Below are 22,215 nucleotides of genomic sequence, written 5' to 3'. Positions count from 1 at the left end.
GCTTTCATATAATTATATGGTTTTAAATGCAGTTTTTAGTAAACTTTTAAAAAAAAATTATTTTTTTTTAATATTCTTTCTTATTGACTGAATATATAAAAATATGATATTGTATTTTTCTATATTTATATTTTAAATCAATTTAAAGAGGATGAATTTATGAATTTTATACCTTTATTACAAGGAGCTTCTCAAGGCGGTTTTAGCTCCTTCGGTTTTTTAATACCAATGCTCTTGGTTTTCGTTATTTTTTATTTTTTGCTTATACGTCCGCAGAAAAAGGAGCAGCAAAAAACCGAAAAGATGATTTCTCAGCTTCAAAAGGGAGACAAAATCATCACTATCGGCGGCATTCACGGTGTTGTAAGTTCTACTAAAGAAAAAACACTTGTTATTAAAGTTGATGATAACTGTAAGATAGAAATTAACCGATCTGCAGTAGGTACCGTTTTAAAAGATACACCCCCTAAGCCTGATTTTGCCGGTGAGGAAGACAAGAAAAAGCCTTTATTCGGAAAAAAGGCTGACGACTCCCAAAATGACGGCACAGCTTCACAAAACGAATCAAAATAACAAAATTTGCGGTTTTTGCATTAAAACCGCAGCTATTTGGAGATAAATAATGAGTAAAAGAGTTAGATTTATCATCGTTCTTCTTGTTATTGCCCTGTGCTTTGTTTTCTTATATCCTACTTTAAAATGGTATTTTTGGACGAATAAAGAAGATAAGGCTTTGGCTTTGGCATCCAGAGAAAAGATTAAAGATTATTCCGAAAATATGGCTAGGGCTGATGTTGATAAGCTTATAGAAATGGCTGTTTCAAATTCAACCGAGCCTCTTTCTGAAAAATATGCCCCCATAATTAAAGAAGCAAAGGCCCGCCGAAAGGCCTTAGGTATGGAGCTTCCCTCTCAATGGACGGCCCAAGAGGTTGCTGCAAGCTTTAAACTTTCCTCAAAAGAAAAGTTCATTCCTATAGCACAGCCTATTTTAGAAACTGCATATAGGGATTCCATTTTAGGGATAAAAAAATACCAAACAAATGCCGTTAAGCTGGGGCTTGACCTTTCGGGCGGCATGTTGGTCATTATTAAGGCCGACTTGGATGCTGCAATTTCTGCAGATGGAGCAAGCAGTGAAACGATAGCAGACTCAAAGAAAGCTGCCATGAATTTAGCTATGGATACGCTCAGAAGCCGAATAGACAAGTTCGGTCTTACAGATCCGGTTATCCGCCGTCAGGGAGATGACAGAATCTACATTGAAATGCCGGGAGCTGCAGATGCAGATAAGATAAACTCCATTATAATGGGGCGAGGTATCTTAGCATTTCATTTGGTAGATGATGAAGCTACTCAGGCCTTTAGAGAATATTACCGCAACAATCCGGGAAAGACCTTTGATGCCGAATACAATCTTTTAAACCCCGAAATTATCCCTGAAGACTGTATGGTACTGGGTGTATATCACAAAGATGCCTACGGTATAGATGAAAGAGATGATAGGGAACCCTTCCTTGTCGTAAAAAAACAGGCAGGCCTCGAAGGAAAGCACTTGGTAAGCGTAGACACTGTCGCAGACCAAATGTCCAATAATCCTCTTGTTACTTTTTCTCTTGATGCAGAAGGAGCTAAAATATTCTCAGAGTTAACCGCAAACAATGTCGGAAAAAGACTTGCCATAGTTTCGGACAATAAAATAAAATCCGCTCCTAACCTCAAAGAACCTATTACGGGAGGGGCAGGAAGCATAAGCGGAATGTCTGCAACAGAGGCAGAAAACCTTAAAACAGTTTTAAGAACCGCATGGTTAAATGTTCCGCTTCAACTTGAAACACAACAGGTTGTAGGAGCCAGCTTAGGAGACGAAAAAATTAACGAAGGTATTAAGGCCTTACAATGGGGCTTAATTGCCGTTTTAGTTTTTATGCTTGTATTTTATAAAGAAGCCGGAATAAATGCTTGTATTGCTCAAATTTTAAACCTTTATATAATGTTCAGCGTCCTTTCAGCCTTCAATCTAACTCTTACATTGCCCAGTATTGCCGGTATGATTTTAACTATCGGTATGGCTGTAGATGCTAACGTTGTAGTTTTTGAAAGAATAAAAGAAGAACTGAAATTAGGTAAGACAAGGGAAGCCGCTGTCAATGCAGGCTTTGAACACGCTTTTTCTGCTATTATGGACTCAAATATAACTACTTTTATAGCAGCCTTCTTCCTATCCATCCTTGGAACAGGCCCGATTAAAGGTTTTGCATACAGTTTAGCCATAGGTGTTGTGTCCTCCGTCTTTACCGCTTTGTTTGTTTCACGCTTAATATTCGATTTCGGAACTCAAACTTTAAAATTCAATAAGATTCATATCAGCTGGAGGAAGTTAAAAAATGAAAAAAGTAATTAGTTTTTCGAAATTTTTTGTTCCGTGTTTTATTTTCAGCATAGGACTCATGATTTTTGGAATAATAGGCTACTTTACCAAAGGAATAAATTTCGGCATTGACTTTCAGGCAGGTTTTATAGAAAAGGTAAAAATAGCACCTACGGCGGTAGAACTTTCTTATGAGGGGCCTTTGACGGTTTCTTTTTCGCAAAGTATATCGGATATTTCGATTACTACCACTTCTTTAGATGGTGAAAACAAATCCTATGTTTTTAAATTTGCCGATAATCCATCTCTTAAAGACTTTGCCGACGGCCTTGCTTCCGTTGAAGGCTTAAAGATAAAAATTACCGCTTCGGGAAATGTACTTCTTAAAGACTTATTTTCCGATTCGGAGTCTTCTTCCCGTCTTTCAGCTGATGTGCTTAGACTTCATCATTTGGAAAAAGGGCTTAAACCGATAAGTACCGATGAGATCCGTCATGCTCTTTCTTCAATACCGTCAGTTTCGGTTCAGCAATTGGGAGTTCCGGAAGACAGGTATTTTCAGATAAGGCTTGCCGATGACGGAAAGTATGAAAATGCAAACCAAGAATTGAGGTCGATTATAAATTCCGCCTTAATTGCAGCCTACGGCCCCGAAAATATTGCAGTCATAGGTACGGACTTTGTAGGTTCCCGCTTTTCTTCTTCATTGGCACAACAGGCAATATTGCTGGTAGGCGGAGCTTTGGTTTTAATCTTTGTTTATGCAATGTTCCGTTTTCAGTGGAATTTTTCACTGGCTGCAATTATTGCGCTGCTTCACGATACGCTAGTAATGGTTATGTTTATATCGTGGACGCAGATGGAGTTTAATTCTACAACGATAGCAGCCATTCTTACGATTATAGGTTATTCTATAAACGATACAATCGTTATTTTTGACCGTATCCGCGAAAAGATAAATCTCGAGCCTAAGCTGGAATGCAATGCGGTTTTAGATAAAGCCTTAACCGAAGTGCTTACTCGAACAATTATTACGACCCTTACAACTATGGTTGCGGTTGTGGCTCTTTATTTGTTTACTACCGATTCAATGAAAGATTTTGCTTTGGCCTTAATTGTAGGTCTTATAAGCGGTACCTATTCGTCAATTTATATTGCGTCTTATTTTATCGCTCTTACTTCCAAGGGTAAAAAGGCCGGAGAGATGATTACCAGAGGTAAAAAAGCTCCCGGTGAACTTTCAGGAGCGGTTATATAACGAGATAGAATAAATCTCAGTGGAAAAATTTATTTTAAGCCAAGCGGCCGGTTTGAAAAAATCGGCCGCTTTTTTTATGAGTGTTTAGCTATTTGTTTTAAGGCCTCGGCAGCTTGCTTGACTTCCTCAAAGGTATTGAAAGAAGAAAAACTAAACCTGACTATGCCCTGTTCTTCGGTTCCGAGAGCCTTGTGTACCAAGGGAGCACAGTGAGCTCCCGGCCGGCTTGCGATGCCGAACTCTTCATCGAGGAGGCGGCTTATTTCTCCAGAGGGAATATCTCCTATGTTTATACCTATTACAGCCCCTGTTTTTTCGCTCCAAGGATTTCCGTATATTTTAATATTGGGAACAGTCTTTATTTCTTCAATAAAGCTTAATTTTAAATCGGCTAATTTTTTTTGAATGGAATTAACGCCCATTTTTAAAACGTAAGAGGCTCCGGCATTTAAGCCCATAAAGGAGGGAACATTCATGGTGCCTGCTTCAAAGATATCGGGCATCTCGGAAGGGTGAGTTTTATCGAAAGAATGAACCCCGCTTCCTCCCGAAAATACGGGAGAAAAATCGAATGTCCCGTTTACAATGATGCCGCCCGTACCTTGAGGCCCATAAAGCCCCTTGTGCCCCGTAAAACAAAAAATACTTTGATCGTATTTTGAAGCATCGATAGGAATTGTGCCAGCACTTTGTGAAGCGTCTACAATTAAGATTAGGCCGTGTTTTTTGCATATGGAATAAACATAATCTAAATCACAGATTGAACCTATTACGTTTGAGCAGTGGTTTACGATAATGGCCTTAGTGTTTGATTTGATTTCTTTTTCTATTAGCCCATAACACAAAAAACCGTCTTGAATAGGAATAATGGAAAGTTCCGCTCCCTCTTTTTCGAGCTGATAGAGAGGGCGCAAAACAGAATTATGTTCAAAAGCGGTGGTTATGATGTGAGTGTCTTTTTCTTTACCTAAAAAAAGGCTTTTTATGACAAGGTTTAATGCAGCGGTTGCATTTTGACAAAGAGCAACATTTAAGGGATTTTTTATATTAAAAAGCTTTGCCAAAGTTTGCCTTGTCTTAAAAAGCTCCGTGAGGGCCGCATGTGCCGTACTATGTGCTCCTCTTCCCGGATTCCCGAATTGATGTGAAGCAATTCCCTTAAACACCTCTTCAGCTACACTTTCAGGTTTTTGGAGGGTGGTTGCGCTATTGTCAAGATAAATCATATTTTTCAACAAACCTCTTATTGTTTTCTATTTTTAAAAGATAAGTTCCTGTATAAGGGATTTCGGCCCCTTTTAAAAGACTTGAAGCCTTTGTTATGCCTTCTTCATTTACCCGTAACACAAGCCCGCAGCCCGCAGATATTTCAGGCGGAAGAGGGATAAGCCTCGCCTCAGTCAGATTCTCTTCCGAAGTTTCCAATGCTTCAGCATCGGAAACTTCAGCTGAAGCTGTAACTGCGTCAGCAGTTATAGCTTCAGCAGCTATCGCATGATGCGAGGACGAAAAAGAAAAAAGTCCGTAGGTTTTCAAATCTTTAGTCCGATATCTTTTGCCCAGCTCTACCTTGGGAAGCTATGGGCGTACTACAAAATGGGTACGCATAATTTCGGTAATGCGGTACATATTTGTAGGAGAACCGACTTGAAGCTTTTCTTTAAGCCCGTAAAAGTCCAAACAAAGCCCGCAAGACAGTACCTCGCATCCTTGAGAGGCAAGAGCCTTTAGGTCATTTACGGTTTTTTCGTTTTGGGTTGTAAGTTTTACACCGGAATTATAACAGATAACAAACTTGGGAAGCACATCCTGTTCCGTAAGAGCATAGATAAAACCTTCTAAAAGTTTTTTACCGAAGCCTTCATCCCCCGCACCCATCTGATCCGAATTTATCACAACTGCATATTCTCCGTTCGAAATTTGAGGAACAGCGGCAGGGTTTAAATTTACTCCGGCTTCTGCCTTTAAAAGAACCGTAAATTCCTTTTCCGAAACTTTTTTTACTTCGGAACCTATGCCGAGCTGACTAGCCATCTTTGAAAGGTTTTGAGTTGCAGCCTCGTTATCGACCCTAACCAAGATATTTGTACCTGTGTTTTCCCTAACAGCCTTTTTCGCCATAATAACGGGAATAGGACAAGCCTGTCCCATTGCATTTACTTCTATCATAAAATACTCCTGATATATTAAATTTTTAGATATATTATCATAAATACTTATAATTAGTCAATGACGTAATCGGCGTGTTTAAACCGCTCATCAATAGTTTAAAATTTGTCTTTCAAATTACAATGGTATTGCCCATTCCTTCTTTCTTAAAAATCCCCAAGGTTTCGATGTGGTGGGTTTGAGGATAAAAATCGAATAGAAAATGTTTTTCCAGCTTGTAGCCAGATAAAAGAAGGCTTGCCGTGTCGCGGGCGAAGGTTACGGGATCACAGGAGATGTAAAAGATTTGACGTATGCCGCTTGAACAAAGCCAAGATAGGACTTCTTTATCTATACCGCTCCTAGGAGGGTCTACAAATACCGTATCGAAATTCAGTTTTGATTCTCTTGTTTTCGGCCAATTTTTTCCGTCTAAGCCGTGATAAAAAATTTTAGGCGGATAGCTCGCATTTCTTTCTTTGAAAATTCCGGCTGATGAGCTATTCCTATTTATCAAAAAATTTTCCTTAGCATAAGCGAGGGCATGTTTATTATGTTCTACAAGGTGAATTTCTTTTGCCTGGTCATAGGCAAAGAGAGAAAAGGTTCCTACCCCGGAATAAAGATCCAAAACTCGCTCTGAAATTTCTGCGTACTCAAAAATAGTGTTTATCAGTTTTTCGGTCATGTCCAAATTAGATTGAAAAAAGCCCAAGGGATTAAATTTAATTCTTTTTCCTGCAAGCCTTACCTCGCAGTCTTTTGCATTATCTTGGGTAAAAATTTTTTCTCCGTCCGAAAAAATGTGGATTCTCGAATTCGTAGCATATGCTTTTAAATTCGATTTTAGAAGATTTTTTATTGCCTGTACTGCGACAGGGCATCCCTTTATCTTTACCGAACCGGAACTTTTATTTTCTTTTAAAGAAAGAGAACCGTCCTTGTCAATGTAAAACTGAAAGCGTGCCCTATAAGCCCAATCCTGCCCGCTCACAAAAACAGTTTTTTCAAAAAAGCTCTTTTCAAAAAAGGGCTTTTCAAGAGCCGGTTTATCAAAAGCAGCTTTTTCCTTATGTAAACCCAAAGCTCTATCAAGGGCTTCAATGGCCATAGATTTGCGTAAAAAATGCTGATATTTGTCATCGGCTATTTGGAGGTTACATCCACCGCAGGCATAAAAGTGAGGACACTTAGGTGTTACCCTGTGAGGAGAGGGTTCTAAAATTTTTTCGATTTTTCCTTCGGTATAATTTTTATGTTCTTTTATGATGGAAATTTCCAAAACTTCATCTGGAAGAGAATAGGGAATAAAAACGGCCTTACCTTCTTTTAAGGAAGCTATGCAGGAAGCACCGAAAACCATTTTTTGCGTTTTTACAATTTCTTTTTGCATAAGTTGTTATTTAAGAATTTTCTTTCGGCTTTATGGGCGGAAGATCGGGATGAAGAGCTCTTAAGTTTTCGTAAAACCTGTCCTCAATCTTTATACCGTTTTTTGAAGTTTCTCCGAGTTTTCTGTCTTTTCGGATTGAACCGTGAAAATCGCTTCCCGCAGTTATGGGCATATCGAGGGATGCCGCCAGTTTTTCCAATCTTTTACAATCATTATATTTTGTCGAAGAATTCCAAGCTTCGAGCCCTACAAGTCCCTGCCTCTTAAAATCGGCTATAACATCGGGAAGGGATGACCAAGATAAATACAGGGACATAGGATGGGCCAAAACGGGAATTCCTCCTGCCGATTTTACGGCAGAAATTGCGGCAACAAGCTCTGCATTTTCTTTTTCTTCAAAAAAAGGCCTTCCCTTTGCGAAATACTTATCAAAGGCTTCCTGATTTTTTTTGACCATTTTATGAGCCGCCATATAAGCCGCAAAATGAGGACGGCCTAAGCCTTTATCTCCGCCTGCAAAATCTCTCACCTTTTCATATGAAATATCAAAACCGGCCTTTTTTAATTTTTCGGCCATCCTTTGATTTCTGTTTATCCTTTCATCTTGCAGATCCTGTAAGAGCATGTTAAGCTCACGGGAATCTTTGCGCAAATCAAGCCCCAATAAGTGGAGTTCTCCGGGACTCCATTTAACGCTTATTTCTACACCGCGTATAAAAATTATACCCTGTCTTTTAGCTTCTGCAGCAGCTTCATCGAGTCCGCTTAAGATATCGTGATCGGTTAAGGCAAAGGCTGAAATGCCCGCTTTTTTAACTGCGGCGGCAAGTTCAGCGGGGGTAAAGGTGCCATCCGATGCCGTTGAATGCGTGTGTAAGTCCACCATAGAAAAAGATTATATCAAAAAAAACAAAGAAGGGCTAGGTTTTTCTTAAAAAATATGCTAAAATATAAGAACGCAAGTTTTGCATTGGGAGGCCGTAATGCCTAAGGCTATTAATTATAAGGCAAATTCAGTAGTTTATTTCTCGGGAGACTTTGATGAACGTGTTTTTCTCTTAAACACGGGCAGCATAGCCCTTACATCTATAGACATTGAAACCGGAGAACAGGTTACCGACTATATAAAGACCGGAGAATTCTTTGGAGTTAAATCGGCATTGGGAAATTACCCAAGAGAAGAAAGTGCCATGGTTCTCACCGATTCTATAGTTTATTCTTTTACAAGCAAGGAATTTGAAGCCTTTGCACAAACCAACACCCGTATTATTTTACAGATGATAAAGGTGTTTTCCCGCCAGCTTAGGGCTATTCATAAACAATTAGCCTCGCTTTTGGACAGCGAAGAAGAAACAAATCCTGAAGAAGGACTTTTTAATGTTATGAATGCCTTTTATTCTTCCCAACATTATAAGGCGGCCGGACAGGTAGGAGCAAGGTACAAAACTATTTACCCTAACGGAAAATATATTTCGGAAGTAGATCAGATAGTTAGAAGTACGGCAGAGGCTTCGGGCCGCTCTTTCGGGAACGCAGAAGGGCACAATAATGAGGCCTCTTTTATCCAGCCTGAAAAACCGGCACCGGTTTCCGACGGCACGGTTTACCTTGCTTATAACAAAGCTGAAGACCTTTTTGAAAAAGGAGAATTTGAAGCCGCTTATGATCAATATCATGCCGTAATTGAAGCAGGGGCAGGCGATGAAATTACCGACAAGGCATATATAGGTGCAGGGAAAACTCTCCATACTCAAAAAGAATATGTGCGCTGCTTACAGCTTTTAACCGGCTTTATTTCCCAGCATCCAAAGTCCGCAAAAATAGGAGATGCACTAATGTATCTGGGTATGTGTTATATGGATATGGAAAGGCCCGATAAGGCAATAGCCTTTTTTGATAAAGCCGCCATCTTGTCAGGTGCCGATATAATCGGAAAAATTCGGGAACTTCAAAAAGAATGCAGCTCTAGGCTGCAAGGAGCGTAAACTATGTCGGATCTTTTTTCTTCGTTTTCAAGATTTGCAAAAAGTTTTCCCAAAGGGTCTCTTATATTTGCAGAATTTGAACCCGGTTCATCATTCTATTTGATACAGTCTGGCCGCGTTCAGCTTATAAAGATTATAAACGGGTTTGAAAAAAACCTTGACATATTGCAGCCCGGAGAAATTTTCGGCGAAATGGCCATTTTGGATAATTCTCCGCGTTCGGCCTCTGCCATAGCCTATGACGATGTAATGGCTCTTGAATTCAATAAAGAAAACTTTGAAATTTTAATGAAGGGAAATCCTGCCATCGCTATGCGGCTTTTAAAGACCTTTGTAAGGCGTATCTATGCCCAAAGACGCAGGTTTATGATTTTAACCATTGAAGACAGACCTGCAAGAATTGCAGATGTTTTTTTGATGCTGGATGAAACCCAGCCGAGTCTTGACCGCACTACGGAGATGAGGACATTTGATACGACAATTGAAGAGGTTGCACGTTGGGCCGGTCTTTCAATAGAAGAAACTGAAGATAATATACGCAAATTTATAGATCAGGGCAGAATTTCCGTCTATGATGATAGAATTATCGTACAAAATATGACCGACTTAACGAGGTATGTTAATACCCGCCGCTCAAAAGAACAAAATTTATATGTACTATAAGGCAGGATACTGTGAGCAATAAAAAAGATTATTATATTCCCTTTATTATGACTGCAATAGTTATTATTGTAGATCAGATCAGTAAATTATTGGTTGTACAATATATGGAGGAATATCAAGTTATTCATATATTGGGTGATTTTTTAAATTTACGGCTGGTATATAATACCGGAGCGGCCTTTAGTCTAGGTGCAGGTTTTGGGGATATTGCCAGAAAAATGCTTTTAGGTGTTTTACCGGCCATGCTTTTATTCGGCCTAGTAGCCGTTCTATTAAAGTCCAAAGAATTAAGTAATGCCCAGAGATGGTTTATATGCGGTATAATAGGCGGAGGCTTTGGAAACCTTATAGACCGTTTTTTTAGGCCTGAAGGCGTTGTAGACTTTATCGATGTAAAGTTTTTCGGTATTTTAGGACTGGAAAGATGGCCAACCTTTAATGCAGCCGATTCTTTTATTGTTTGCTGCGGAATAGGGCTTGGAATAAATTTGATTTTACAGGGTATAAAGCAAAAAAAGCTTCAAGATAGCTAAACCGGAGCCCCTTATGTTAAAAAAAACTATCTTTCTCTCAGCTTTAGCTTTTTGTCTGCTTTTAGCTGCTTCATGCAAATCGACAATAAAAGAGTACTCCAATATATGGCTTGTTATGGGAACGGTTTGCAGGGTGCGTATCCTGACCGATGAACCTAAAAAAAAGGCTGACGAAGTCTTAGAAAAAGTCTATGCCGAGCTGATAAAACTTGACGGGATATTTAACGCAAATACGGATGAGTCTTCGATTGATAATAATAATCTTAACGGTTTGATAAAAACACAAGAATCGGAACTTGAACGCTTAAACAAAGCAGCAGGAATTTCCCCCTTAGCAGTTTCACCGGAATTATATGAGCTTTTGCAAATTTCCCTTATGATGGCGGAGCTTACCGATGGAGCCTTTAATCCGGCTATAGGCCCCTTAGTAAAACTTTGGAACATAGGCTTTGAAAATGAGACCGTGCCGTCTCAAAAAGAAATTGATGATATATTACCTCTTTTAGACTATAAAAATATAGAATTAAGAGACGAAAATCAGGTCTTTTTACAACAAAAAGGAATGAGACTCGACCTTGGAGGTATTGCAAAAGGCTATGCTGCCGATAAAATTGCAAAAATAATCTTAGACTACGGTATAAAAGATTTTTTAATAGATTTGGGTGGCAATATCCTAGCTTCAGGTAAAAACCCCTTAGGAAAAAACTGGAAAATAGCCCTAAGAAGTCCCATAATAGGAAAGCAAAATCCTGTTATAAGCCTGAATCTTCAAGACGCTTCAATTGTAACATCAGGAAACTATGAAAGGTTTATACAAAAAGACGGAACGCTTTATCATCACATTTTTGACTCAAAAACCGGCTATCCGGTACAAAATAACTTAAATGCTTCTTCTATTATGAGTAAAAGCTCCACTCTTGCCGATGCTCTTTCCACATCAAGTTATGTTTTAGGGGAAGAAAAAACAAGAACTCTTTTACAAAGATTAGTTGAGGAAGATTTTCCTCTTATCGGCTTCCCTGAAATGCCGGCCTGCTTTTTATTTTATAAAGATAATTCTATTTCCGTTTTGGGGAATGATAAGGCTTCGATTGAAATTATTGACAAGGATTTTTTTATCAAATAGATTAAATTTTTCTCAAAATAAAGAAAAAGAACCCCCAAAAGGAGGATATGGGGGTTCTTTTTGAAGTAGTATGTGTATCTTTTCTGTGTGTAAATGTAATATACCAAATTAAACAAAAAATGTCAAGCAGTTTTTAAGAAATTCTAAGAAAAAAATGTATTTTTATTACTTTTATTACCGTTTTGTGCGGTTTAATCTAAAATATCTACTTATTATTAAAATCTGCCCTATATTCTATGTAATTTATCTTTTTTTTTTCGACTACGTCCTTTAAAGACCTTTCAACAGCACTCAGAGAAGAAGAACCTGTTTTTACTTCAATAAAGCTGATATCGGTAATAGTACCTTGAGAAGAACCGTTAAAGGCAATATAGTCTATAGGCTGACCTATAAAGCGTATTTCCGTAGGGTGTGCAGGAAAATCGGGGAAAAAAGGAGCCAGCTGTTCTGAAAGCTGCCCGTTTAATACCGCCCGGGAACGTTTTACGGCATCTTTTCTTGCTTCTTTTAACTTCTTTAGGTTTAAACTTCTTTCCTTGTATTTTCCTATAACTAAACCTAGTAAAAAGAATATTATAATGATAAATATCCCTAATACAATCTTAATCAATCATTTCCTCCAAATATTTAGGTTCCTGAGGTACTTCTATATTTTCTTCATCAAAATTGTCTTCTTCCGTTTTATCATTTTTACCGTAAAAAGATAGTATATTACGGGAAAAGGATGATGTAAATTTTATCAATTCTGCCATTTTAAAAATATCGGCAAGTTGTTGAGGATTTTTTTTACTTGTTTCAATTTGAGGCGTTTGATTTATACTTTGCGTATCCTTTGCTATAAATTCATTAAATTCCGCCTGTAGAACAAAATTCCTAATATATAAGAGTTCGGGACGGTATTCAAAATGCATATTATCCCATAGCGTCCATTTACCGCCCCATATAAAACCTTCGCTTTCAAAGGCTTCTATTACAGCCTTAGGAGGAGACCATCTTCTATAGGGCATAATCTTCATCCAGTAATCATCATTGGCTGCTTCCCAAAACCAATAAATTTTTTTATTTCTGTAGTTTTTTGGCAAAATGTCTATAGCCGAGCCCCAGCTGTGATTGCTTAATTTTCCCGAGTCCGCTATAACTCTCCAATTAAAGCTCCAACATTGATTTAATTCTTTTAAGAATTTTTTTACCTCTGCGTCCGTTTTTTGAGCTTCGTATATTTTTTTTTGAACCCGCTTTAAAGGCTCGGCCGCACGGTTATGCACCCAAACATCATAACCCAAGAATGTAAAGTGCCGCAGCTGCTTTATAATCTCTTTTCTGTTTCTTCCATTAAATAAAATCATAAAAAAGGTGTAATTTGGAGGAGGCGTTTTTTTTCTATTTTTTATTAAGCCTTCAGGTTTTAATGCTGCAATGAGGTTCTCCGAAAACATATTAGGGTTTTGCACCTCATCGGTATAAAAGTATGAAATTATGGGTGCCCAATTTTGGAAGTTTTTAATATCTTCTTTAGGTAAAAGCCTTCCGTTTGCCCAATATAGATTTTGGTTTCTTATAGTTATAAACCAATCATTTACTTCCGAATCAAAGGAAATGTTTTTTACGAGATCGGGATAGGCCATTTGTATGGCTTTTAAGCTAAGCCAAGGATTGTCAAGGTTAAAATTAAAATTATCAAGCCGATCTTGATTTTGACCCAAAACAAAACTAAAATTTCCTATAAAAAATAAAACTAAGAATAGCTTTTTAAAAATTTTTTGCATGTTGCCGTTATCTAAGTACGGAGTCTACAAGAGCCTTAAAATCTTTATTTTTAGGTTCGGCCGATTCTGTTTTGCGGATAACAAAGACACCGTCTTCATTTACAATTGTTTGTTCATCATTTATATCTATTAACGGCATTGGTTCACTATCACCTACTACATCCAAATCATCCAAAACAGGGCTTTGATCATATTTACCCCACATTGACCGTGCCGGACTATAATCTTCGTCTATGTATTCTACTTTTTTGGCTTCCGTTTTTTCCAACTCAGAGATAGAAATATCCAGCTCAGAAAAATCCAAGCCTGAAATAGTATACCCTAGGTCATTTAAACGGAGCATCGGATCATCTGTACTTTCCGCTAAGATAGCTTCTTCATCTTCATCAAGAGGAGTTGCAACTTTCGATTTCTCTATTTTATCAAATATTTTAGATTCGGCAATTTTCTCTTCATCCAGTTCTTCAACAGGCTCTGCTTTTTGGACTTCGTCAAGTTCTTCGACAGCAGGGGCATCTACCACTTCATCTAGGTCTTCGACAGCCTCGACTTCTTGCACTTCCTCAAGGTCTTCAACAGTTTCAGCTTCTTGGACTTCTTCAAGTTCCTCGACAGCAGCGGTATCTTCCACTTCATCCAGTTCTTCAACAGGCTCGGCTTCTTGGACTTCCTCAAGTTCTTCAACAGTTTCAGCTTCTTGAACTTCGTCAATATCTTCAACGGACTCGGCTTCTTGTACTTCTTCAAGGTCCTCAACAGCAGGGGCATCTTCCACTTCATCCAGTTCTTCAACAGGCTCGGCTTCTTGCACTTCCTCAAGTTCTTCAACAGTTTCAGCTTCTTGCACTTCCTCAAGGTCTTCGACTGCCTCGGCTTCTTGTACTTCGTCAAGTTCTTCGACAGTTTCAGCTTCTTGCACTTCAGAAATACCTTTCGGTAAGACTTCAGTGCCGGAAACAGTATTATTTTTTTCGGAAATAATTTGTTGATCTTTTAGGGCTTTTATCAAAAGAGAAATAAGCTCTTCAGTTTGAATTCCCTTTAAATTAAGGTCCGAAGATTTAGCTATTGCTGTCTTGTTTATAATATCAAATATTTCCTGCCAATTTTTTTGCAAGATAGCGTCTATTTCTTTTTCTTTACGCTGAAGAAGTTTTTTACCCAATCCTTTTTTTATTTCCGCATTTACTTCATGCCTATGATATTCAAGTTCTTTTTGCAGTTCATCCCAATTTCTTTTCTGTGATGTTTTTAAATAATTTTTTAGAATTGACCAATGCAGCTGTTGAATTTTATTTTGTGCAATAAATAAACGGTTTCTTTTTATATTTAATAATAAAAAGAACATTAAAAATACTGTCACAAAAACCGTAAATATCAAAAAATACTTAACGGCTATAGGGAACATAAACACATTTTTTTCGGTTATTCTGCCTATATAGCCGAAGTCCGTTTTTTTTGTAACAAGAACCCAACTATCTTTTCCATCAAGACTTATAAGACGCAAACTTTGGGGTAACCGTTCCCAATCACTTAGGACAAGGTCTTTTAAGTCCGGTGAAATGATATTATTCGTTTCGGTTAAAATCCCCAGCATGGTATGAGTTTCATCGGAAAGTAAGGCTAAACCGTCGCTTATTGAAAGTATATTATCAGAAATCAAACGGTATAAAAAACTACTTCCCGAAATATAAAAGACCGCAGTCCCTCTATACACATCATAAGAGTCATAAAAAGGTAAACAGTATAAAATAGTATCGGCTTCCGTTATAGCTGTAATTTTAACTTCTCCGTTATCAGGGACTTCTATATGCTGATAAGGAATTAAAAGCTCCGTATCATCATACCTTCTGTAAGAAAGCATTGAATCCGTTTTAGTAAGAATGTCTTCCGGAAAAGTACTAAAGTGCATCTTCTGATATTGCGAATCGATTATTCTAAGGCCTATAAATCCTGGCACAGTAGATATGATTTTTGAAATGATATTGTCTCTTTCTTCTATGTCCGATTGGCTTTGATCTTGCTTTGCTGCAGACATTAGGGCTTGCTCATTCAGTACGCTTTTGAATAGGTGAAGGTTTGTTTCATTCCAGTTTTTAAAAGATTCCTCAATATCGGCTAAATTATCATTGATATACCTTACTATGGCAGGCTTATACACTTTTGTTTCAATAAAAGATTCATAATCCGATACAGTTAAAAGCAAAAGGCCTATAAATACCGCTAAAGAGATAACTAAACTTATAAGAACTTTCAAGCCGGTGCGCAATTTAAATCTCCAATATCTATTTTATCATATTTATAAGGTTTTAGTAAACCCCGAAAGCTGATATAATAAATTAGAACTCACTACGTTATCGGTAAATTTTCTTGAGACTTTATAAATATTGCACTTTTTATAGATAAGATTTTGAACCGACAAAAAACGGATTTTATAGAGCTGCGGCTTCCAAATCAAAACCGTTTCTTGCCGAGACCTTTGCTTTTACAATAGAGCCGGGGGCAATCCGATTTCCATCCGTATCTTTTTGGTCCAAGAGAAAACTTAAAACAACGGCGCCATCCACGTCCGGAGCTTGGAACCATGCCCTGCCGAGAGCTAAAAGTATTTTATCCTCTGCCGGAATGAGTTCTTCTACAAGAACTTCTATTTCTTTTCCTATAAAAGAATCGAGTTTTTTTTCGGTTATTGAACTTTGGACATCTTGTATTGCAGCAAGACGGGCTTCTGCCGTTTTTTTTTCGACGCGGCCTTTAAAAGAATATGAAGGCGTATCCTCTTCTCGGGAGTATGTAAAACCGCCCGACCAAAGGGGCCGTAATTTTCTTAAAAAGGCGACTGTTTGATTGAGGTCTTCATCCGTTTCTCCGGGGAAACCTACCAAAAAAGTTGTACGTATTTGGGGTTCACCGTAAGGACTTTTTGCCTTTTCAAAAGCTGACCGTATATTCTTTACGGTATCAAGGTAAACCTCGGCAGAACCTTTTCTGTTCATAGCTTTTATTATCTTTTCCGAGCCCGACTGAAATGGAATGTCAAAATAAGGTAAAAATCTGCTATCCGCCGTCATTATAGGGAGAATATCAAGCGGAAAATGATCAGGATGGATATAAAGCAGGCGAATTTTAAAATTACCTTCTATTTGAGAGATTGATTTTAAAAGCAAGGACAAGCCGGATTTTTCGTTGTCTTGAAGTTCTTGTATATCATCTTTTCCTGTCTGATAGGCGGCTAAGTCTTGCCCTATCAGGTTAAATTCATAAAAGCCTTTTTCTAAAAATGCCTTTATTTCATCGCAGATATCTTTTATAGGACGGCTTCTTAATCTTCCGCGAATAATGGGGATGGCACAAAAACTGCAAAAGTTGTCACAGCCTTCGGTTATTTTTATATATACGGAACGCGGAAAGTTGAGTATTTTAGGTCTTGCCCCTCCGCATATGCCTATTTGAGGAGAAATAAGGAGCCGTGAAAGGGGCATTACGGGACGTTTCTCAATGGGCATTAAAAGACTTTTTTCACATAACGGCTTTTTAGGAAATAAGGCATCTATTATTTCGGGCAAAAGTGAAAGATTGCCGTTACCGAAGATTGCATCAGCTTCAAGTAAATCGTTTTTAAGAACATCGGCATAACGCTCCGCAAGACATCCGGCTAGTAGAATTTTAGCGTTAGGATGGGCTGTCTTGGCCTGTAAAACGGCATTTATCGATTCTTCTTTTGCAGAATTAATAAATCCGCATGAATTGACTATAATAAGATCAGCCTCATCGGGATTGGAGGTGTTTTGCCATGATAGATTTTCCATTATACCGATTAGAATTTCAGCATCAACTTGGTTCTTTGCACAGCCGTGCAAATCCATAAAAAATTTCTTTTGAAGCATCTATTTTAATCAACGTCTACGACTATGAATTTAAACCGCTTGGTTTGATCATCCCGTATCCATTTTAAGTCTTTGACTATAACTTCTCCGGGACGGCTTACTTCCAAATCAACGGTTTTTCCTCCTGCAACTACTTGGAGTTTTACTGCATTCCCGTTGGATGCCCAAATCCTTAAGCCGTTATTGGCTTGAACGGTAAGCTGTTCGGCTTTTTGGTAATATCTTTCTTCCCGATTAGCTTTATCCGCCTCATGCCTAAATAAACAGTAGCCTCTAAAAGTAGCATTTAAGACCACAGGGTAGGCTGAGCCGCTCTCAAAAAGCACCTTTGAAGCTGAGGAAACAGCAGATTCCGAGTCCGACACAACTACATCGCTTTCTACCGTCGGAGCTCCTTCCGAAACATTACTTCCTGTCAATACTGATATAAGAGCCCCTACTTCCGAGTTATTTTTATCTATATCTTCTACAGTAATCTCAATATCTGCGGTTAAGTCATCATTGAGATCTATTTTTACTGTTTGTCCTAAGCTTATTACTTGAGTTCCTGCACTAGTCTTTAAATTTAACCTTGGACTTATTTTTTCTACCTCAATTGTATATTCTCGGTCTTCTATTCTTAACTTTAAAGAATCTTGCTCAAATACTCTTTCTTCAAACTTTGATTCCCCTAGTTCATAAATTTTTGCTTCCCGTTTTTCGATTCTTTCTATTTTTGAATTTTCTTGTTGTTTTCTATTCCTTATAGCCGGAATCCAGCTTTTTAAAGCAAAAAATACAAGTACGGCCATCAGTGCAATGGCAGCCAATACGCCCAAGCCTATCAAAAGAGGCCTAGAAAACGAAAAGCTTCTTTTTTGCAGCAAGGCATCGGGAGGCAAGGAGCTCTCCTGTATCTTAATTTGCTTATAAAGATTTATCATTTCCTCGGGATCAAGGTCTAAATATTCACAATAATTCCTCAAAAAACCCAAAACATAGGGCTCAGCCGGAAAAACACTATAATCATCCTGTTCCAAGGCTTCTAAATATCTTTTAGCTATATTTGTTTCTCGAGCAACCTGATCAAGTTCAAGATCGCGTTTTATTCTTGTTTCGGTAAGTAGTTTTCCGATTTCATTCATCATTTATCTCCCAAATTAATCGATAAAAAGAAAATCATTAAAAGTCTTTGCGGTAGAAGGAGCATCAAACACAAAGTTTCTGCTTCCCACTCCGGTATTTATTCTGTAATTATAAAAATCGAATATGATTTTACCTCCGGAAACGGGAACAGCTTCAATTCGGCGTATCAATTTACCGTCAGGATAAATCATAACACGCAGGGTTTTAAACGCTTCCGTTGCAGATTTTCGGTTCATAAGCAAAATAATAACGTTTTCCGACGAACCTTCCTCCAGCGGCTGTGGAGCTGAGGTAGCCTCATATTGAATTGTGTACCCTCTTTTAATGAGAGACAGACCTTGGGGTGTAGCTAAAGATGAACCTCCGGCGGAGCTTTGTTCAACATCCTGAGTTAGAATTGTTCTATATTGAGGCAGGTAAATTGAAAGAGTATTTCCGTTAAAAACAATACATTGTTCTGCAGGTGATTTAAAGTCCAATCGAAGTTTATCCGGTCTTTTGAACATCGCCGTAGCCTGCTGTTTTGAAGTCCCGACTGCTATATTCATGTCGACAATATAGTCCTGTATTTGAGCGTATCTATCCGATACTGAAGAAAAAAAGTCCCCTGCAGTAGTAATATTTTGAGAAAAACAAAGAGAACTTATAAAAATAAATAAAATAATGCTTATATTTTTTTTCATGCCTGCTATAGTAAAACAAAAAAGGTTATAAAGTCAAGTACCGTATTTACTCATGTAAAAATCTATGAATAAATTATAAAATATTCATTGACAAGGCTGCGCTTTTTTGCTATACTGGCAATGAATGAATAAACAAATATTCATTGCGGTGTAAGGAAGATGTGTTAAGGAGCGGATGATGGCAAAAGCTTTTACCGAACAAGAGCGGATCAAAATAAAAGAAAAAATACTGGAAGCTGCACTGGATTTGTTTCACGATAAAGGAACAAAGGCTTTGAATATAGCGGAATTGACAAAACGTGCCGGCATTGCACAGGGGAGCTTTTATAATTTTTGGCGGAATAAAGATGCATTGGTTATGGAACTCTTTGCGTATCGCTCGGTTCAAAAATTACGCACTGTTGAAAAGAAATTTTCATCTTCGCTTGCAAATCCGGCGGAATTTCTTACCGACATAATATATCAATTTTTGATTGATCTTATGACTAAAATTCAAAAGCAGCCTATCTATAAAGATGCGTTTAAGGTATTTGAAGCAAAAGACCGAAGCGAAGTACATAGGATTGAAAGTCTGTATGATGATTTTTTAACAAGGCTTATACAATATTGGGAACAAAACGGCGTAATTAAACGGGCGGATAAAAAAGGCTTATTGAATGCGCTTACCGGAAGTTTTTTATTATGTTCGCATTATTATCAATTTGATACGGCGTATTTTAACGATGTGCTGCGAACATTTATATCCGCAATTGTAGATAAATATATAGAAGTGTAGCAGAAGGAGAGAAATACAATGATGATACTTGATTTTACTCAAATACATAAAGACGATGTGTTAATAGCCGGCGGTAAAGGAGCGAACCTCGGAGAGATGACCGCTGCGGGAATAAATGTACCTAAAGGATTTGTCATCACCGCAGATGCCTATCGAGAATTTTTAAAAGAAAATCGGATTGACGAAATTATTTCGAGTAATCTTAATGAAGAGCAAGCGGATGAAAAGGCTTTGTTATCCGCAGCGGGAGAATTCCGTAAAAGAATTAGAGCAGGGCATTTTCCCGCTCAACTGGAAAACGAGATACGGCAAAAATATTCGGAACTTGGAAAAGCCGCAAGAGTTGCGGTACGCTCATCGGCAACGGCGGAAGATTTACCCGATGCAAGTTTTGCAGGTCAGCAGGAAACCTATTTGAACGTGCAGGGGATAGAGGATGTTCTGATTCAAATACGCAACTGCTATGCTTCTCTTTGGGGCGATAGAGCGGTAAGTTATCGCTGTAATCAAGGCTATAATCAAAACACTGTTGCCATTGCCGTCGTTATTCAAGAAATGGTAGAAAGCGAAAAAGCGGGCGTTCTTTTTACGCTCAATCCGGTAACACGCAATAAAGATGAAATGCTGATCAACGCAAGTTACGGATTAGGTGAAAGTGTTGTTTCAGGACGGGTAACGGCAGACGGTTATATCGTAAATAAGGCGGGCGATATAATCGAAGTAAGTATCGGCAGTAAAGAAACGCTAATCGTCTATGGCGATAAAAATACAAAGGAAGAACCTGTAAGCGAAACAAAAAGAATGCAGAGGGCATTAAATGATACTGAAATTGCAGGTCTTGTGAATGCCGGATTAAAAATAGAAAAGCACTACGGTATGCCGATGGATATTGAATGGGCTATCTATCATGACAAAATATATATCTTACAGGCACGCGCAATAACGGCCTTAAAGAACGCTGATGATAAAAAGCTCATTCAAAAATATATTAAAAAAAGACCGTTACCAAAAATGATAAAAGAAAACATGGCATTCCTGTTTGAGAAAATGCCCTTTGCATATCGGGCACTCGATTTTGACTATATGACAGCAATTAATAATCAAAAAGCACGGATATTTGCAGAAGGCGGTATTGTTGTTAATTCAAATCCGGCAATTGATGATGACGGGATTCAAACACTTCCGGACAATAAAAACGGCTTGACGCCGAATATAGTTCATATCTTTAAAATAATACGAATGCTCAAAGATTTTGACTATTGTTCCGAAGTATGTAAAAAATTTATGACTCAGTATGAACAAGAAATAGAACGCATTAAAAGGCTGGATTTTAAAAACATGACTTTACCGGAATGCAGTGCATTTATGGAACAAAGTTATGAGCTTGTACAACAGATTGCGTATAACAGATTTAAATACGCACTATTTCCGTCTTTTTTGATGAGTAAAAAATTCACAAGAATAATACAGCGCGTCGATAAGAACTGTTCCGCATTTGATTTTTATTGGGAACTCAACAATAAAACGGCCCTTGTTACAAACGAGATTTCACTCATGGCGGATACGATAAAGAAAAACTCCGCCCTAACCGAAGCCGTACTATCCGGAGAAAAATTCACTTCTTTGTGCGCCGCTTTTCCCGAATTTAAACAGCTTGCAGATGATTTTATAAACCGCAACGGTTTTAAGTCGGACTACAACTGCTATTGTATTGAAGCTCAAACGTTTATCGAAGATCCCGACAGACTCGTTAATATTATCCGCCCGCTCTTAAACGCAGATGAGCGGAATTTCAATCAGAATTCTTATAATGACAAGAATAAAAATTATGCGGAATTAATGCAGAAATTAAAGCGTATCTACGGGTCTAAATATCCGCGCATAGAACACGATGTACAAAACTTTAGGTATTTTCATGTTGTCCGGGAAGAAACGCAGTATCTGTGGGAAACTCTCTTTTATTATGTCAGACAGTGTGTAAAGCGGATAAACATTCTTTTATTAAAAAGTGAAGACTATAAGCACGGAATTGCAAATCTTTTTCACCGTGAATTAATGGAAGTGTTGAAAGCGGGACGGCTAACCGATGCCTATAAAGAAAAGATTACCAAACGGAATGAAAAATTTCCGCTTGCGGAAAAAGTGTGGGAAGCCTCAAAATTATTGATATTTGATTCGACAGGTGATGTACTGAAAGGAGTAAGCGGAAGCCCGGGAACTGTTGTAGGAAAGGTGCGCATTATCCTCAGTCCGAAAGAATTTTATAAGATGCAAAAAGGCGATGTCCTTGTCTGCCGGCTTACCGATCCTGAATGGACACCTCTTTTTAAACTTGCAAGTGCTGTCGTCGCAGACACCGGTTCCGCTCTCAGTCATGCGGCAATTGTTGCACGGGAATTTGCCATACCGGCGGTACTGGGTGTAGGGTTTGCCACTGCACGATTTAAGGACGGCGACATGATTACGGTTGACGGAAACAAGGGTGAAGTGAGGAGCGCTTAA

20 protein-coding genes are annotated in these 22,215 nt (G+C 38.2%); 9 read left to right on the top strand and 11 right to left on the bottom strand.

The features are described 5' to 3' along the window. The first annotated feature begins 159 nt into the window (after positions 1–159). Genes yajC through secF form a run of 3 tightly spaced genes read left to right on the top strand, consistent with a single transcriptional unit; the run spans position 160 to position 3,629 of the window. On the top strand, positions 160–573 hold the full coding sequence (gene yajC / locus E4N74_RS01245) for a preprotein translocase subunit YajC (protein ID WP_255805881.1): 414 nt from the start codon (positions 160–162) through the stop codon (positions 571–573). 49 nt (positions 574–622) lie between these two features. After that, a complete protein-coding gene (gene secD / locus E4N74_RS01240) occupies positions 623–2,404 on the top strand; it encodes a protein translocase subunit SecD (protein ID WP_044978708.1) in 1,782 nt (593 codons plus the stop codon). Continuing rightward, positions 2,388–3,629 carry a protein translocase subunit SecF gene (gene secF, locus E4N74_RS01235; protein ID WP_044978707.1) on the top strand — a complete coding sequence of 414 codons (1,242 nt, stop codon included), beginning with the start codon at positions 2,388–2,390 and terminating at the stop codon, positions 3,627–3,629. The genes secD and secF overlap by 17 nt, the downstream gene beginning before the upstream one ends. Positions 3,630–3,703: 74 nt before the next feature. Here secF and E4N74_RS01230 read toward each other — a convergent pair whose 3' ends face one another. The 5 genes from E4N74_RS01230 to E4N74_RS01210 all read right to left on the bottom strand — a co-directional run bounded on the left by E4N74_RS01230 (position 3,704) and on the right by E4N74_RS01210 (position 8,056). Continuing rightward, positions 3,704–4,855, bottom strand: a complete 1,152-nt coding sequence (locus E4N74_RS01230; protein ID WP_044979741.1) for an aminotransferase class V-fold PLP-dependent enzyme — start codon at positions 4,853–4,855, stop codon at positions 3,704–3,706. Then, positions 4,842–5,165, bottom strand: a complete 324-nt coding sequence (locus tag E4N74_RS01225) for a putative Se/S carrier protein (protein WP_255805880.1) — start codon at positions 5,163–5,165, stop codon at positions 4,842–4,844. Before E4N74_RS01225 ends, E4N74_RS01230 begins: the two co-directional genes overlap by 14 nt. Positions 5,166–5,207: 42 nt before the next feature. Next, positions 5,208–5,798, bottom strand: a complete 591-nt coding sequence (gene yedF, locus E4N74_RS01220) for a sulfurtransferase-like selenium metabolism protein YedF (RefSeq protein WP_044978705.1) — start codon at positions 5,796–5,798, stop codon at positions 5,208–5,210. Between the two features lie 112 nt (positions 5,799–5,910). Beyond that, positions 5,911–7,170, bottom strand: coding sequence for a class I SAM-dependent RNA methyltransferase (locus tag E4N74_RS01215; protein WP_255818539.1), 1,260 nt, complete (start codon positions 7,168–7,170; stop codon positions 5,911–5,913). A 10-nt stretch (positions 7,171–7,180) separates the two neighbouring features. Further along, entirely contained in the window at positions 7,181–8,056 is an 876-nt protein-coding gene (locus tag E4N74_RS01210) for a PHP domain-containing protein (RefSeq protein ID WP_044978703.1), read from the bottom strand. Between the two features lie 97 nt (positions 8,057–8,153). Between E4N74_RS01210 and E4N74_RS01205 the strand changes: the two genes are divergently transcribed. The 4 genes from E4N74_RS01205 to E4N74_RS01190 are packed head-to-tail and all read left to right on the top strand — an operon-like array spanning position 8,154 to position 11,477. Then, positions 8,154–9,155 (top strand): cyclic nucleotide-binding domain-containing protein, encoded by a 1,002-nt coding sequence (locus tag E4N74_RS01205; protein ID WP_044978702.1) that lies wholly within the window; start codon positions 8,154–8,156, stop codon positions 9,153–9,155. A 3-nt stretch (positions 9,156–9,158) separates the two neighbouring features. Further along, positions 9,159–9,818, top strand: a complete 660-nt coding sequence (locus E4N74_RS01200; RefSeq protein WP_255818537.1) for a Crp/Fnr family transcriptional regulator — start codon at positions 9,159–9,161, stop codon at positions 9,816–9,818. Between the two features lie 11 nt (positions 9,819–9,829). Next, positions 9,830–10,351, top strand: a complete 522-nt coding sequence (lspA, locus tag E4N74_RS01195) for a signal peptidase II (protein WP_044978700.1) — start codon at positions 9,830–9,832, stop codon at positions 10,349–10,351. 13 nt (positions 10,352–10,364) lie between these two features. Further along, complete coding sequence (locus tag E4N74_RS01190) at positions 10,365–11,477, top strand: FAD:protein FMN transferase (protein ID WP_255818535.1); 1,113 nt, start codon at positions 10,365–10,367, stop codon at positions 11,475–11,477. Positions 11,478–11,682: 205 nt separating this feature from the next. On the opposite strand, the gene E4N74_RS01185 is transcribed toward E4N74_RS01190, so the two are convergent. The 6 genes from E4N74_RS01185 to E4N74_RS01160 all read right to left on the bottom strand — a co-directional run bounded on the left by E4N74_RS01185 (position 11,683) and on the right by E4N74_RS01160 (position 18,938). Next, the gene (locus E4N74_RS01185) at positions 11,683–12,087 is read right to left on the bottom strand and encodes a Holliday junction resolvase-like protein (RefSeq protein WP_044978698.1); all 405 of its coding nucleotides are present in this window, start codon (positions 12,085–12,087) and stop codon (positions 11,683–11,685) included. Next, positions 12,080–13,243: a M15 family metallopeptidase gene (locus tag E4N74_RS01180; protein WP_044978697.1), complete on the bottom strand. Its 1,164-nt coding sequence runs from the start codon at positions 13,241–13,243 to the stop codon at positions 12,080–12,082. Before E4N74_RS01180 ends, E4N74_RS01185 begins: the two co-directional genes overlap by 8 nt. Before the next feature lie 7 nt (positions 13,244–13,250). Beyond that, the gene (locus E4N74_RS01175; protein WP_255805875.1) at positions 13,251–15,512 is read right to left on the bottom strand and encodes a hypothetical protein; all 2,262 of its coding nucleotides are present in this window, start codon (positions 15,510–15,512) and stop codon (positions 13,251–13,253) included. A 163-nt stretch (positions 15,513–15,675) separates the two neighbouring features. Further along, entirely contained in the window at positions 15,676–17,109 is a 1,434-nt protein-coding gene (locus E4N74_RS01170; RefSeq protein WP_255819341.1) for a MiaB/RimO family radical SAM methylthiotransferase, read from the bottom strand. A 26-nt stretch (positions 17,110–17,135) separates the two neighbouring features. Beyond that, positions 17,136–18,254, bottom strand: a complete 1,119-nt coding sequence (locus tag E4N74_RS01165) for a helix-turn-helix domain-containing protein (RefSeq protein ID WP_255805874.1) — start codon at positions 18,252–18,254, stop codon at positions 17,136–17,138. A 15-nt stretch (positions 18,255–18,269) separates the two neighbouring features. Next, positions 18,270–18,938 carry a LolA family protein gene (locus E4N74_RS01160; RefSeq protein WP_044978693.1) on the bottom strand — a complete coding sequence of 223 codons (669 nt, stop codon included), beginning with the start codon at positions 18,936–18,938 and terminating at the stop codon, positions 18,270–18,272. Between the two features lie 178 nt (positions 18,939–19,116). On the opposite strand from E4N74_RS01160, the gene E4N74_RS01155 reads away from it, so the two are divergent. Both E4N74_RS01155 and E4N74_RS01150 read left to right on the top strand, forming a co-directional pair. Beyond that, complete coding sequence (locus E4N74_RS01155) at positions 19,117–19,713, top strand: TetR/AcrR family transcriptional regulator (protein WP_255805873.1); 597 nt, start codon at positions 19,117–19,119, stop codon at positions 19,711–19,713. A 21-nt stretch (positions 19,714–19,734) separates the two neighbouring features. Further along, positions 19,735–22,215, top strand: coding sequence for a PEP/pyruvate-binding domain-containing protein (locus tag E4N74_RS01150; protein ID WP_338113401.1), 2,481 nt, complete (start codon positions 19,735–19,737; stop codon positions 22,213–22,215).

Source organism: Treponema putidum, assembly GCF_024401155.1.
Taxonomy (GTDB): Bacteria; Spirochaetota; Spirochaetia; order Treponematales; family Treponemataceae; genus Treponema_B; species Treponema_B putidum.
The sequence above is the reverse complement of the archived record's forward strand: the minus strand, read 5'-3'. Positions and strand labels throughout refer to the sequence as shown.